The 13,669-nt window shown below is 72.4% G+C and carries 10 protein-coding genes and 1 pseudogene; 5 read left to right on the forward strand and 6 right to left on the reverse strand.

Going from position 1 to position 13,669, the window contains the following annotated elements:
* The first annotated feature begins 135 nt into the window (after positions 1-135).
* Positions 136-1,350: a pyridoxal phosphate-dependent aminotransferase gene (locus IPK37_14290; protein QQS00089.1), complete on the forward strand. Its 1,215-nt coding sequence runs from the start codon at positions 136-138 to the stop codon at positions 1,348-1,350.
* Between the two features lie 235 nt (positions 1,351-1,585).
* Here the strand turns inward: IPK37_14290 and hisN are convergent, their stop codons facing one another.
* Positions 1,586-2,377: a histidinol-phosphatase gene (hisN, locus tag IPK37_14295; protein ID QQS00090.1), complete on the reverse strand. Its 792-nt coding sequence runs from the start codon at positions 2,375-2,377 to the stop codon at positions 1,586-1,588.
* A gap of 133 nt (positions 2,378-2,510) precedes the next feature.
* Here hisN and IPK37_14300 point away from each other — a divergent pair, with 133 nt between their 5' ends.
* From IPK37_14300 to IPK37_14310, 3 genes are all read left to right on the forward strand, one after another.
* The gene (locus IPK37_14300) at positions 2,511-3,035 is read left to right on the forward strand and encodes a hypothetical protein (GenBank protein ID QQS00091.1); all 525 of its coding nucleotides are present in this window, start codon (positions 2,511-2,513) and stop codon (positions 3,033-3,035) included.
* 170 nt (positions 3,036-3,205) lie between these two features.
* Positions 3,206-5,767, forward strand: a complete 2,562-nt coding sequence (ptsP, locus tag IPK37_14305) for a phosphoenolpyruvate--protein phosphotransferase (protein QQS02894.1) — start codon at positions 3,206-3,208, stop codon at positions 5,765-5,767.
* A gap of 33 nt (positions 5,768-5,800) precedes the next feature.
* Complete coding sequence (locus tag IPK37_14310) at positions 5,801-7,618, forward strand: PTS transporter subunit EIIB (GenBank protein ID QQS00092.1); 1,818 nt, start codon at positions 5,801-5,803, stop codon at positions 7,616-7,618.
* Between the two features lie 202 nt (positions 7,619-7,820).
* Here the strand turns inward: IPK37_14310 and ppk2 are convergent, their stop codons facing one another.
* The 5 genes and pseudogenes from ppk2 to IPK37_14335 all read right to left on the reverse strand — a co-directional run bounded on the left by ppk2 (position 7,821) and on the right by IPK37_14335 (position 12,660).
* Positions 7,821-8,654: a polyphosphate kinase 2 gene (ppk2, locus tag IPK37_14315; protein QQS02895.1), complete on the reverse strand. Its 834-nt coding sequence runs from the start codon at positions 8,652-8,654 to the stop codon at positions 7,821-7,823.
* Between the two features lie 108 nt (positions 8,655-8,762).
* The gene (locus tag IPK37_14320) at positions 8,763-9,689 is read right to left on the reverse strand and encodes an HAD hydrolase family protein (protein ID QQS00093.1); all 927 of its coding nucleotides are present in this window, start codon (positions 9,687-9,689) and stop codon (positions 8,763-8,765) included.
* Positions 9,686-10,787: pseudogene (locus IPK37_14325) on the reverse strand (ribosome small subunit-dependent GTPase A). The gene IPK37_14320 and the pseudogene IPK37_14325 overlap by 4 nt, the downstream one beginning before the upstream one ends.
* On the reverse strand, positions 10,787-12,121 hold the full coding sequence (gene aroA / locus IPK37_14330) for a 3-phosphoshikimate 1-carboxyvinyltransferase (protein ID QQS00094.1): 1,335 nt from the start codon (positions 12,119-12,121) through the stop codon (positions 10,787-10,789). The pseudogene IPK37_14325 and the gene aroA overlap by 1 nt, the downstream one beginning before the upstream one ends.
* 17 nt (positions 12,122-12,138) lie before the next feature.
* Positions 12,139-12,660 (reverse strand): DoxX family protein, encoded by a 522-nt coding sequence (locus IPK37_14335; GenBank protein QQS00095.1) that lies wholly within the window; start codon positions 12,658-12,660, stop codon positions 12,139-12,141.
* A gap of 117 nt (positions 12,661-12,777) precedes the next feature.
* Between IPK37_14335 and IPK37_14340 the strand changes: the two genes are divergently transcribed.
* Positions 12,778-13,650, forward strand: a complete 873-nt coding sequence (locus IPK37_14340; protein ID QQS00096.1) for an SOS response-associated peptidase — start codon at positions 12,778-12,780, stop codon at positions 13,648-13,650.
* The last annotated feature ends 19 nt before the right edge of the window (positions 13,651-13,669 follow it).

A 13,669-nucleotide genomic window follows, 5' to 3' on the forward strand; every position in this document is an offset into this window, starting at 1 on the left:
GGTAATGTGCGGCGGGGGCCGCGTCTGGCATTAGTGGGCTGACGGCGCTCACCCTGCTCGAGGCGGGCCTGCACGTCGCCGTACCGCGTCGTCGGCGTCGAAAACCGATGGACCGGGCGTGACAGACTTGCCGGCATGCGCAGGATTCGACAGAGCAACAAGCTGAAGCACGTCCGGTACGACGTGCGGGGACCCATCCTCACCGAGGCGCAGCGTCTCGAGGCCGAGGGGCACAAGATCCTCAAGCTCAACATCGGCAACCCCGCCCCCTTCGGGTTCGAGGCCCCCGAGTCGATCCTCGCCGACATGATCCACCACCTGCCCAACGCGCAGGGTTACAGCGACGGCCGGGGCATCTACTCGGCGCGCACGGCGGTGGCGCAGTACTACCAGAGCCGCGGCCTCAAGGACTGCGCCGTCGAGGACGTCATCATCGGCAACGGCGTCTCCGAGCTCATCACGATGGTGCTGCAGGCGTTCGTCGACGACGGCAACGAGATCCTCGTGCCGGCGCCGGACTACCCGCTGTGGACCGCCGCGGTCAGCCTGTCCGGCGGCACCCCGGTGCACTACCGCTGCGACGAGGACAACGGCTGGAACCCCGATCTCGCCGACATCGAGGCCAAGATCACCGAGAACACCTGGGCTCTGGTCATCATCAATCCCAACAACCCCACTGGCGCGGTCTACAGCGAGAAGACCCTTAAGGGGCTCGTCGACATCGCGCGGCGCCACCAGCTGGTGGTCTTCGCCGACGAGATCTACGAGAAGATCCTGTTCGACGACGCGGTGCATCACCACGCGGCGACGTACTGCGGGGACGACGTCCTCTGCCTCACCTTCAGCGGCCTGAGCAAGGCCTACCGGGTCTGTGGCTACCGGGCCGGGTGGGTCATGGTCAGCGGCCCCCAGGAGATCGCCGAGGACTTCCTCGAAGGGCTGGTGCTGCTGGCGAACATGCGCATGTGCGCCAACGTGCCGGCGCAGCACGCGATCCAGACGGCGCTGGGCGGGTACCAGTCGATCAACGAACTCATCGTGCCGGGCGGGCGCTTCTACGACCAGAGCAAGCTGGCCTGGAAGCTGCTGAACGACATCCCCGGGGTGTCCTGCGTGCAGCCGCACGGGGCGATGTACTGCTTCCCCCGGCTGGACCCCGAGGTCTACCCGATCGAGGACGACGAGGCGTTCGTGCTCGACCTGCTGCGCGCGAAGAAGATCCTGGTGACGCACGGGACCGGGTTCAACTGGTTCGAGCCGGACCACTTCCGGCTGGTCACGCTCCCGTCCGAGGACGTCCTCGCCGAGGCGATCGGGCGGATCGGCGACTTCCTGGCGACCCGCCGCTGACTCCTCGATTCCTGAGCGTCGAGTGCCCGCCACCCCGACTGGCGCTCCATTTCCCCCACTGGCGCCCTCCTTGAAGTGGGGCGTCAGTAGGGGAAAGAGGGCGCCAGTGCGGGAGGGGACACGCGGGCCAGCGGGAGAGTGGGCCAGATGGCGAGCGGGCAAGCGGGAGGGGACACGCGGGCCAGGGGGAGCGGGCCAGCGGGGCAGAGGGCTTGCCCGCGCGGGACGGGACGGATTATTCGGCCGGGGGCGCCAGGCGGGACAACACCTCGTCGTGCAGCAGGCCGTTCGTGGCGACGGCGCCGGGCCCCCACGGGCCGGGGCGGCCGTCCAGCGACGTGAACGACCCACCGGCCTCGGTGACGATCGGGACGAGCGCGGCCATGTCGTACAGCGCGAGCTCCGGCTCGCAGGCCACGTCCACGGCGCCGTCCGCGACGAGCATGTAGGACCAGAAGTCGCCGTACGCCCGCGTCCGCCAGCACGACTCCAGCAGGTCGAGGAACCCGGGGCCGCGGCCCGCCTCGCGCCAGCCGTCGAGGCTGGAGTACGACAGCGACGCGTCGCCGAGGTCGCGCACCGCGCTGACCCGCAGCGGGGTGGAACTGGCCAGGCTGCGGCCGGTCCGCGCGCCGGTGCCCTTCGCGGCCCACCAGCGCCGGGTCAGGGAGGGCGCGGCCACGAGGCCCACGACCGGGTCGTCGCCATCGATGAGCCCGATCAGGGTGGCCCAGACGGGCACGCCGCGCACGAAGTTCTTCGTCCCGTCGATGGGATCGATGACCCAGCGGCGCGGGGAGTGGCCGGTCTCCGGGAACTCTTCGCCGACGACGCCGTCCCGGGGGCGGGTCCGGCCGAGCTGGCTGCGCAGCAGCTCCTCGACGGTGCGATCGGCGTCGCTGACCGGGGTGAGATCGGGCTTGGTCTCGACGTGCAGGTCGACGGCCCGGAAGCGCTCCATCGTCACCCGCTCGGCGGCGTCCGCGAGGACGTGGGCGAGGCGGAGGTCGTCGTCGTACGTCGGCATGGCGACCAACGTATCCCGAATCGCCGGGCCACCCCCGGTCCGACCAGGCGCGCCTGCTCACGCGGCCGAATTCGCCGCCGACCAGCCGCGCGTCAAAACCCCCCGCAGGCCCCGGGCCCGCGACGATGGGGGAGTGCTGACCACGATCCTCGGGCTGCCCACCCACCCGCTCCTCGTCCACGGCGTCGTCGTCCTCCTGCCGCTGCTCGCGCTCGGCACCGGGTTGCTGTCCTGGCGCCCCGCCTGGTGGTCGCGGCTGGCGATCCCGGTGGCCGCGGCGAACCTCGTCGTCTTCGCCCTGACCTTCCTTGCCAAGGAGAGCGGCGAACGCCTGGAGCACCAGGTCCCCAAGACCGCCGCCGTGCACGAACACGCCGAGGTCGGCGACCTGCTCCCGGCCCTCGCGGGCCTGTTGCTCGTGTGCGCCCTCGTCCCGGCGTACCTCGCCTGGCGCGCCCGCCGCGGCACGCCGGGCCGCGACTCCGTCAGTTATGAGCCGGGACGAGACGGTACGCCGCAGCCCCACCGGGCTCCCCGCGCCCTGGTCCTGGCGACCTCCATCGTGACGACCCTCGTCGCGTTGGGCGTCCTCTACCTCACCTTCCGGGTCGGCCACACCGGCGCCGAGGCCGTCTGGGGCGACCTCGCCACGCGGTAGCGGCACGGCCCCCTGAACTGGCGCGGCGGGCGGTCGGCACTAGGCTGTTCGCACCTTCGGACGTACGTCCCACGACGAGGTGGGCGGGGCAGCCGGAGCCTCAGGAGGCGAACGTGGTCACCAGCGACGGCGGGGCTCGAATCGAGCTCAGCGCCCCACTCACCGGGGTGATGGTCCCCATCGAGGTCATTCCCGATCCGGTGTTCGCTCGAAAGATGGTGGGCGAGGGCTTCTCGATCGACCCCTTGAGCCACGAGCTGTTGGCCCCGATCGCCGGCGAGGTAGCGGACCTGCAGCCCTCCGGGCATGCGGTGACGATCCGCTCGGCGGATGGTCTCGAGGTGCTCCTGCACATCGGGCTCGACACGGTCAAGATGGCCGGCGCCGGCTTCACCCCCAAGGTGAAGGTCGGCCAGCAGGTCGGCGTCGGTGACGTGCTGGTCGACTTCGACCTCGACATGGTCGCCGCCCAGGCCAAGAGCCTGCTCACGCAGGTTGTCGTGGCGAACTCGGAGATGATCGCGAGCCTGACCCCCCGCAAGGGGATCGTCACGGCCGGTCAGGACGTGGCCGCGGAGGTGGTCCTCGCGGCGCCGAGCGGGGACGGTACGACGGGTGCGGTGGGCGGCGCGGCCGGCCGCACCGTCACGTCGGAGGCGTTGCTGATCCCCAACCCGACTGGCCTGCACGCCCGGCCGACCGCGACGCTGGCGAACCTCGCCAAGTCGTTCTCCTCGGACATCAAGCTGCGGCGCGGCGACGACGCCGCCAACGCCAAGAGCATCATGGCGGTCATGGCGATGGCCGTGGCCCGCGGCGACAAGGTCACGATCAGCGCCCACGGGGCGGACGCCGAGGAGGCCGTCGCCCGGATCGTCGACGCCATCAAGTCCGGGCTGGGCGAGGAATGCCCGCCGATCGGCACCGACGACACCGGACCCGTCCCGGCCGTCCCCGCGCCCGACGCGCCGGCAGCCGGCCTGGCGGGGCAGAGGACCCCCGCGGAGCCCGCCCGGCCCCGCTCCGGCGACCCCAACCTGCTGCTCGGGGTCTCCGCGTCGCCCGGCCTCGGCATCGGCACCGTCGTCCAGGTCCGCCACGACGACATCACCGTCGCCGAGTTCGGCGAAGACCACCACACCGAGCGCCGCAAGCTCAACGCCGCCCTGGACCGGGCCCTGCTCGACCTCTCGGCGCTGCAGCGCCGGCTGGAGGGCGACGCCGACCCCGACAAGGCCGCCATCTTCGGCGCGCACCAGGAGATCCTCGCCGACCCGGACCTGCTCGACCTGGCCGTCAGCCAGATCGACAAGGGCAAGAGCGCCCCGTACGCCTGGCGCGGCGCCGTCGACACCTACGCCCAGCGCCTCGCCGGGCTCGCCAACGAGGTGCTCGCCGGCCGCGCCGCGGACGTCCGCGACGTCGGCCACCGCGTGCTGGAGGAGCTGACGGGGCAACGCAGCGAGAAGCCCCAGCTCCCGGACCAGGCGATTCTCATCGCCGAGGACCTGACCCCCTCCGACACCGCGCAGCTCGACCGCACCAAGGTCGTCGGCTTCGCCACCACCAACGGCGGCGCCTCCAGCCACGTCGCGATCATCGCGCGGTCGCTCGACATCCCCGCCGTCGCGGGCATCGAGGGCCGGGCCCTGGCGATCCCCGACGGCGCCAAGGTCGTCCTCGACGGCACCAAGGGTTCGCTGCAGACCAACGTCTCCGATGAGGCCATCGCCGCGATCCAGGAGCGGCAGCAGCGGGACGCCGAACGCAAGGCCCGCGACGAGGCGCACAAGGACGAGCCGGCGGTCACCACGGACGGCCACCGGGTGACGGTCGCCGCGAACATCGGCGGCGTCGAGGACGCCCGCGACGCGATGACCCGCGGCGCGGAGGGCGTCGGCCTGCTGCGCAGCGAGTTCGTCTTCCTCTCCCGGGCGAGCGCCCCGGACGAGGCGGAGCAGGCCAGGCTGTACGCCGAGTGCGCGGCCGCGCTGCGCCCCGGGCAGCCGCTGGTCATCCGGACGCTGGACGTCGGCGGGGACAAGCCGCTGCCGTACCTGCCGCTGCCCGCCGAGGAGAACCCCTTCCTCGGGATGCGTGGCGTGCGGGTCGGCCTGGAGCGGCCCGAGGTGCTGCGGACCCAGTGCCGCGCCATCCTGGCCGCCGCCGATGCCGGCGCCGAGCTGCATGTGATGTTCCCGATGATCGCCACGATCGACGACTGGCGGGCGGCCAAGAAGATCTGGGACGAGGAGCGGGCGGCGGTCGGCAGCACCGCCGACGTGTCCGTGGGCATCATGATGGAGGTCCCCTCCGTCGCCGTCATGGCCTGGCAGTTCGCCGCCGAGGAGGGCTGCGACTTCTTCAGCGTCGGGACCAACGACCTCACGTCGTACGCGCTCGCGATGGACCGCGGTCACCCCAAGCTGGCCGCGCAGGTCGACCCCTGCAGCCCCGCGGTGCTCACGCTGATCGCGACCGCCGCCAAGGCCCTGCACGAGAAGGGCAAGTGGCTCGGCGTCTGCGGCGGCATCGCCTCCGACCCCCAGGCCGTGCCCATCCTCGTCGGGCTCGGCGTCGACGAGCTGAGCTGCTCCATCCCGGCGATCCCGGCGGTCAAGGCGAAGGTGCGGGCCTACTCGATGGCCGACTGCAAGAGCCTCGCCGCACGCGCCGTACGCTGCGGCACCCCCGCCGAGGTCCGCGCGCTCGTCGCGACCGACGACGACTGACCCCCACCGACCTGCGAACCCCAAGGACACCCCATGTCGAACACCGCGAGTGAGATCGTCAAGGCCGTCGGTGGGCCCGGCAACATCGTGAGCCTGACCCACTGCGCCACCCGGCTCCGCTTCCAACTCAACGACGCCTCCGGGATCAAGACCGACCAGGTCGAGGCCATTCCCGGCGTGATGGGCGCGGTGCCGCAGGCCGGCAACCGCTACCAGATCATCATGGGCGGCGCCGTGCAGAACGCGTACAACGAGATCCAGGCCCTGCCCGAGATGGCCGGCGGCGGGGGAGCCTCCGCCGATGATGTCAAGGCCGCCGCCCGGGCTGCCGGCCCGCGCGGCAGGTTCTCCTGGCTGGACAGCTTCTTCGAGTTCCTGTCCGATTCGTTCCGGCCGATCCTCGGGGCGCTCCTCGGCGCATCGCTGTTCATCACGTTCATGTCGCTCATGAGCACGCTCGGGATCATCGGAAACTGGGCCGACCCGCGCACTCAGCTCCCGGTGAGTTGGCAGTTCGTCAATCTCATGTGGCAGACCGTGTTCGTCTTCCTGCCGCTGATGGTGGCTTACAACGCCAGTAAGAAGCTCAACGCCGACCCCTGGGTCGGGTTCGCGATCATGGCCATCGTCATGCTGCCCGGGTTCGCGGGCCTGAAATCGGCCGCCGAGCAGATGACCGTCGCCGGCAGCCACGTCGACGTCGTGCGAATCTTCGGGCTGCCGCTGACCATCTTCAACTACGGCTCGCAGGTATTTCCCCCGCTGCTCATGGCCGCGGTGCTCGGACCGCTCTACAAGCTGCTGAAGAAGATCATCCCGGCCAACCTGCAGCTGATCTTCGTCCCCTTCCTGGCCATGCTGATCATGCTGCCGCTGACGGCGTTCCTCATCGGCCCGATCGGTGTGTACGCCGGCGCAGGTCTGGCGAACGTGCTCAAGGCGGTCAACGACTTCTCGCCGTTCATTTTCGCCGTGGTGGTGCCGCTCGCCTACCCGTTCATGGTCCCGCTGGGCCTGCACTGGCCGATCAACGCGATCATGCTGCTCAACATCCAGACCCTCGGCTACGACTACATCCAGGGTCCGATGGGCGCGTGGAACTTCGCCTGTTTCGGTGCGACCGCGGGCGTCCTTATCCTGGCCGCCCGGGACAAGGACATCCAGATGCGCCAAACCGCGACCGGCGCCCTCGCCGCAGGCCTCCTCGGCGGCATCTCCGAGCCCTCGCTCTACGGCATCCACCTACGGTTCAAGAAGATCTACCCGCGGCTGCTGGCGGGCTGCCTCGTCGGCGGCCTGATCATCGGATTCGGCGGCGGCCTGAGGACCAGCGCGTTCGTGTTCAGCTCGCTGTTGACCATCCCGGCCTTCAGCAACATCCCGCTGTATCTCATCGCGATCACGGCGGCGTTCGTCACCTCGATGCTGCTGGTGCTCTTCTTCGACTACCGGACCGATGAGCAGAAGGCCGCGCACAAGGCCGACCTCGGCACCGACGCCCCCGAGACCACGGTCGTCGTGGTCGGCGACGCCGAGGCGAAGCAGGCCCAGCAGTGGCTGGACGCGGCCGGCGGCCCCGACAACGTGGTGGCCGCCGACCTCGTCGCCGCCACCCGGGTGCGTCTGCAGGTCCGCGACTCCGCCCGGGTCGACACCGCCGCGCTCAAGGCCGCCGGGCTCCCCGGCGCCGTGCAGGTGGCGCCCGACGTCTGGCACCTGGTCGCCGGCCTGTCGGCCGACCAGCACGCCACGACCATGCGTCGCATCCTCGCCAGCGTGCCGGCCGCTCAGGCGGCGGGCACCGGGAGCACCGCGGATGCGGTCCGGCACGAGGTCGGGGCGGGCGTCTAGGCTCGCCCGACCGACACGAGTGAAGCCCGCCCCCTGCGGGGGCGGGCTTCACTCACGGGCGGGCGTGGCCCCAGCGAGTCACCGCTCGGCCCACCCTTCGCTGCGTCCTTCGTCAGTCCTCGGGCCCCCTGCGAGGACTTCCTCGGACTCCGCTCCGGGCGGGTCCTCGCTGCGCTCGGCCCACCCTTCGCTGCGTCCTTCGTCAGTCCTCGGGGTCGACGTAGCTGACGCGGCCCTTGTCGGCCTTCCCGTTCTTCATGATGTCCGCCGCGTGGTCGTGGACCTCCAGCTGCAGGCTCCGATCGGTCCGCCGGTAACCGGTCGACGGCGGCCGCTTGGGCATCTTCAACTCGGGCCGATCCACGTGCTCGTACGGCACCGACGCCAGCAGGTCGGCGATCATGTTCAGCCGCGCCCGCTTCTTGTCCTCGGACTCCACCACCCGCCACCGGGCATCGGTGATGTCGGTGTGCACGAACATCTCGTCCTTGGCCCGGCTGTAGTCCTCCCAGCGGGTCAACGACTCCAGGTCGGTGGGGGAGAGCTTCCAGCGCCGCATCGGGTCGGTGAGCCGGGACTTGAAGCGGCGCTCCTGCTCGGCGTCGGAGACGCTGAACCAGTACTTGCGCAGCATGATCCCGTCCTCGATGAGCATCCGCTCGAAGATCGGGCACTGCCGCAGGAAACGCCGGTGCTCCTCCGTCGTGCAATAGCCCATGACCCGCTCGACGCCGGCCCGGTTGTACCAGGACCGGTCGAACAGCCGGATCTCCCCGGCGGCCGGCAGGTGCTCGACGTACCGCTGGAAGTACCACTGCGTCCGCTGCCGCTCCGTCGGCGCGGGCAGCGCGACGACCTGCGCGATGCGGGGGTTCAGGTATTCGGTGACCCGCTTGATCGCCCCGCCCTTGCCCGCGGCGTCGCGGCCCTCGAAGATCACGACGAGCCGCTGCCCGGTCGTGCGGACCCACTCCTGCATCTCGACCAGCTGCTCCTGCAGGTGCAGCAGCTCGGCCTCGTAGAGGTCCTTGTCCATCTTCTTCGGCTTCGGGCGGGAGTCCTCGCTCGAACCGTTGCCGTTCTTCGCCATCTCCCCAGGTTAGTGGCCCGCAGCCAGCGGCGCGACGGCTGGCTCGCGCGCGGCTCAGCGGCGGCCTTCGGGGCGCGCTGCGGACCGCCGGGCCAGCGCCTCCAGCACGATCGCGGCGCCGTACTCGTCGTTGCTCGGCACCACCACGTCGGCGTGGGCGCGGGCGGCCTCGCGGGCGTTCGCAGGCACGACCGCCAGCCCGGCGAGCGCCAACATGGCGGCGTCGTTGGGGCCGTCGCCCATCGCGAGAAGCCCGTACGTTGGGAGCCCGCGCTCGCTCGCAAGATCGGCCAGCGCCACGGCCTTGTCCACCCCGGCGCCGTTGATCTCCAGGAACGTGGGATTCGAGGTCTGCGCTGACTGCCCGGGCGGCAGATCGGCCCGCAGCGCCTCGACGGCGGCCATGCGCCCCTCGGGGGCCATGACGAGGATCTTGTCCGGCGCAGGGAGCGCCCCGGCGTCGGCACCGATCGGCTCCGCCGGCCGCGCGCTTGGATCCTGCGTCATCGCCGACGCCGCCACGACGGTCGGCTCGACCCCGACGACGCGGATCTCCGCCTCGATCGTCGCGTCGGGCTGGGCGACGTACCAGTCGTCGCCCGCATACCACCCCACCGCAAGGCCCGCCGCCAGCGCGGACCGGGCGAACGCCCGCGCGCCTGCGAGGGGGGCCGGCCGGTGCGCCAGCGGGACCAAGGCACCGGCGCCGTCCCGGGTACCGACGAACGCTCCACCCGCCGCGACGAACGGGACGCCCGGCTCATCGAGGCCCAGAGTCGCGAGCACGGGTCGCAGCGCCGACGCGCCTCGGGAGCTGGCCAGCACGATCTCGACGCCGGCCGCGCGGGCCCCGGCAACAGCCGCCACCAGCCGGTCGGTGACCCGGTGATCGCTGGTCAGCAGCGTGCCGTCGACGTCGAATGCGGCCAGCGCGACGCCGTGCCGCGCGATGGCCTCCGCAAGCCCGGTCGGGCCGGTCACTCGGGTGTCCCCGCCCGGGCCCGGAGCAGGCGGCGCAGGGAGTCCAGCCGTGCCGGGCCGCTGGGGCCCGCGGAGCCGGCCGCGACGAAGTCGTCCAGTCCGCAGTCCGGTTCGTCGTGGCTGCAGCCGCGCGGACAGGCGGCGGTGCCCGGGGGCGAGGTCCTCGAAGAAGTCGACGATCTCCTCGGCGGGGACGTGTGCGAGGCCGAACGAGCGCACGCCGGGGGTGTCGATGACCCAGCCGCGTTCCGGGTCGTCCGGCAAGGGCAGGGCCACCGCCGAGGTCGACGTGTGCCGGCCGCGCCCGGTGACGTCGTTGACCCGGCCGATCGACCGGTCCGCGCCGGGAACGAGGGCGTTGACCAGGGTCGACTTGCCCACCCCGGAATGGCCGACGAGCACCGTCACGCGCCCGGCCAGGTGGTCGCGCAGCGCGTCGAGCCCGTGGACGATCCGCTCGCCGGGGGTCACGTTCGCCGGCTCGGCCGGGTCGGCCCCGTCGGGGGCACCGGGGGCGCCGGCCCTCGGCGTACGACGTTCGACGCTCGTCACGACGGCCGGAACGGACAGGCCGTCGTACGCCGCGAGGAACTCCGCCGGGTCCGCCAGGTCCGACTTGGTGAGCACGAGCAGGGGCGATAGGCCAGCGTCGTACGCCGCAACGAGGCACCGGTCGACCATCCGCGGTCGTGGTTCAGGGTCCGCGAGCGCCGTGACGATGGCGAGCTGGTCCGCGTTGGCGACGATGACGCGTTCGACGGGGTCGGTGTCGTCGGCGGTACGCCGTAGCACGCTGGCCCGCTCCGCGACGCGCACGATCCGCGCCAGCGCGTCCGGAGACCCCGACACATCGCCGACCAGGCCTACCTCGTCGCCGACGACGATCCCCTTGCGGCCGAGCTCGCGGGCCCGCATGGCGAGGACCTCGCGGTCTTCCACCAGCGTCGTGTATCGCCCACGGTCGATGGCCACGACGCGCCCGGCGACGGCGTCGTCGTGCCGGGGCCGATCCTTCGTGCGCGGCCTGCTGCCGCGGGGGTTGGGCCGGGACCGGAACCGATCCTCGTAGTGGTCGTACCGGTCCTGGCCCCGCGCCATCAGGCCCCCCGGCCGCGTCCGGCGCTGACCGGCAGCGAGGGCGTCGTCACCATCGCCGTCCAGCGCCGCGCGAAGTCGGGCATGGTCTTGGCCGTCGTGGCGACGTCGTCCAGCACCACGCCGGGCACCCCGAGGCCGAGAACGGCCGCCGCCATCGCCATCCGGTGGTCGGCATAGGTGTGCAGCCGCGCCGGCCGGGTCGGTCCGGGCACGATGTGCAGGCCGTCGTCGAGCACCTCGACGCGGGCCCCGACCTTGGTCAGCTCGGTCGCCAGCGCCGTGAGCCGGTCGGTCTCGTGGCCGCGCAGGTGGGCGATGCCGCGCAGCCAGGAGGGCGACGCGGCCAGCGCCGCCACCGCCGCCACCACCGGCGTGAGTTCGCCGACGTCGTGCAGGTCGACGTCCAGCCCCTCGGGTCGGTCCGGGCCGGTGACGACTAGGCCCTCGCGGCTCAACGACACCTGACCGCCCATGGCGTCGAAGATGTCCCGGATCCCGTCGCCCGCCTGGGTGGTGTGCTGCGGCCAGCCGGGGACCTCGACGCGGCCGCCGGTGACCATCGCCGCGGCGAGGAAGGCGGCCGCGTTCGACAGATCGGGTTCCACCTGGACGTCGAGGGCGTGCACCGGCCCCGGTTCCACCCGCCAGCGATCCGGCCACGAGTCGTCCACGTCGACGCCGGCGTCGCGCAGGGCCTCCACGGTCATGGAGATGTGCGGCGTGGACGGAATGGGCTTGCCGTCGTGAACCACGGTCAGCCCGTCGGAGAACCGGGCCCCCGCGAGCAGAAGCCCCGAGACGAACTGGGAGCTGGCCGAGGCGTCGAGCGTCACCGCACCGCCGGGGACCACGGCCGCGCTGCGCACCGTGAACGGCAGCGCGTCGCCGTCGACGCCGACCCCCAGATCGCGCAGCGCCTGCAGCCCGGGCCCCATGGGGCGCCCGCGGGCCTGCTCGTCCCCGTCGAAGCGCACCGGGCCGTCCGCCAGGGCGGCGACCGGGGGCAGGAAGCGCATCACGGTCCCGGCGAGTCCGCAGTCGACCTCGGTGCCGCCCCGGAGGGGGCCGGGTGTGACGAGCCAGTCGGCCTGCGCCGGGTCGTCCCCGGCGATGTCGTCGATGCGCGCCCCGAGCGCCGTCAGGGCGGCGGCCATGAGCACGGTGTCGCGGCTGCGCAGCGGCCGTCGCAACCGCGACTCCTCGCCGGCGAGCGCGGCGAGCACGAGATAGCGGTTGGTCAGGGACTTGCTGCCGGGCAGGGTGACGCTGGCCTGCACGGGCGCCGCGGCGTACGGCGCCGCCCAGTCACCCTCGGCCGGGACGGGGTCGGACACGGTCGGCGCGCCGTCTCTCAGGAGACCTTCAACTTGGCCTGAACCGCAGCGAGCTTCGCCTCGCGGCGGGCCGCCTTCGCATTCTTGCGGGCCTCCCGCTGCGCGATGCGCGCAGCGTTGCGCGCCCGCCAGGCCAGGCCCGGCTTTCCGGCCGTGTCGACGGAGGCCAGCAGGACGCCGCCGAGGAGCCCCAGGTTCTTCTGGAACTGCAGCGTCTGGCGCTTGCGCGCCGCCGGATCCGTCTCGGTCCAGAAGGCGTGGCCCGCGTAGGTCGTCGGGACCAACGACGCCGCGAGCAGGCCGCTGGCGACCCGGGGGAGGCGGCCCGAGGCGAGGGCCAGGCCCGCGAGCGCCATCGTCGCGCCGTTGGCGCGGACCATCAGCTCGGGGTCGTTCGGCATCCCGGTCAGTGCCGAGACCCGCTCCACCACCGGGGCCGCGGCCTGGGTGCGCCCGCCAGGGTGCCGGAGCGCGTCGATGCCCCCCGTCACGAAGACCGTGGCGAGCGCCGGACGGGCGAGGCGGCGGACGAGGGTCATGAATCCTCCTGACATCGGGGGTCCCCAGGGTGGGGAGGCCTGAGCCCTCACGCTACCGGCCCCCACCGCCCCCGCAACCGCCCGCCCGTCGGGAACGGCGCGCTTAGGCTGTCCGGCATGTGCGGCCGCTACGCAGCCTCGAAGTCCACCGACGAGCTCGTGGAGGAGCTCGAGGTGGTGGCCGATCACACCGCCGAGGCGGTGCGCAGCATCCTCAAGAACCCGCAGCAACCGCCGGCGGGGCAGCCGGACTTCAACATGGCGCCCAGCAAGAACGCCCGGGTCTGTGTGGAGCGGGTCCCCCGACCGGGCAGCGCCGCAGGGGGGAACGCCGACCCGGCCGAGCCGCCGGGGCCTGCTGAGCCGGTGCGGCAGCTGCGCCTGATGACCTGGGGGTTGGTGCCCGGCTGGGCGAAGGACCCCAGCGTGGGGGCCCGGATGACCAACGCCCGGGCGGAGACGCTGTTCGAGAAGCCGGCCTTCCGCAAGGCCGCCGCGACCCGGCGGCTCATCGTGCCGGCCGACGGCTGGTACGAGTGGCAGTCCAGCCCGGTCGCGAAGGACGCCAAGGGCAAGCCCCGCAAGCAGCCCTTCTTCATGCACCGCCTCGACGGCGACCTGGTGGCGCTGGGCGGGCTCTACGAGTTCTGGCGCGACGCGGCCCGCCCCGACGACGACCCCGAGGCGTGGCTGACGACCTTCACGATCGTCACCGCCGCCGCCGAACCCGGCCTGGATCGCATCCACGACCGTCAGCCCCTCGTGCTCGACCGCGCCGACTGGGCGGCCTGGCTCGACCCCGGCCTGACCGACCCCGAGGCGGTGGCCCACCTGGTGCGGCCCCGCGAGCCCGGTCGGTTCGCCGCCTATCCGATCGACCGCGAGGTGGGCTCATCCGCGGCCAACGGTCCGGACCTCCTCCGGCCCCTGGGCCGCGACGAACTCGTCGGCGTCGTCGACCCGATGACGGGGGAGGTGATCGGCGGATGAACCGGGAAGATCGGGCGCC

It is taken from the genome of Austwickia sp. (assembly GCA_016699675.1).
Taxonomy (GTDB): domain Bacteria; phylum Actinomycetota; class Actinomycetes; order Actinomycetales; family Dermatophilaceae; genus Austwickia.

What these genes read in the sequence shown, in the direction of transcription:
- hisN (QQS00090.1), bottom strand. Translation starts at nt 2,377, where the DNA reads ATGCCGACGTACGACGACGACCTCCGCCTCGCCCACGTCCTCGCGGAC.
- IPK37_14335 (QQS00095.1), bottom strand. Translation starts at nt 12,660, where the DNA reads ATGACCCTCGTCCGCCGCCTCGCCCGTCCGGCGCTCGCCACGGTCTTC.
- IPK37_14340 (QQS00096.1), top strand. Translation starts at nt 12,778, where the DNA reads ATGTGCGGCCGCTACGCAGCCTCGAAGTCCACCGACGAGCTCGTGGAG.
- ppk2 (QQS02895.1), bottom strand. Translation starts at nt 8,654, where the DNA reads ATGGACAAGGACCTCTACGAGGCCGAGCTGCTGCACCTGCAGGAGCAG.
- IPK37_14310 (QQS00092.1), top strand. Translation starts at nt 5,801, where the DNA reads ATGTCGAACACCGCGAGTGAGATCGTCAAGGCCGTCGGTGGGCCCGGC.
- IPK37_14290 (QQS00089.1), top strand. Translation starts at nt 136, where the DNA reads ATGCGCAGGATTCGACAGAGCAACAAGCTGAAGCACGTCCGGTACGAC.
- ptsP (QQS02894.1), top strand. Translation starts at nt 3,206, where the DNA reads ATGGTCCCCATCGAGGTCATTCCCGATCCGGTGTTCGCTCGAAAGATG.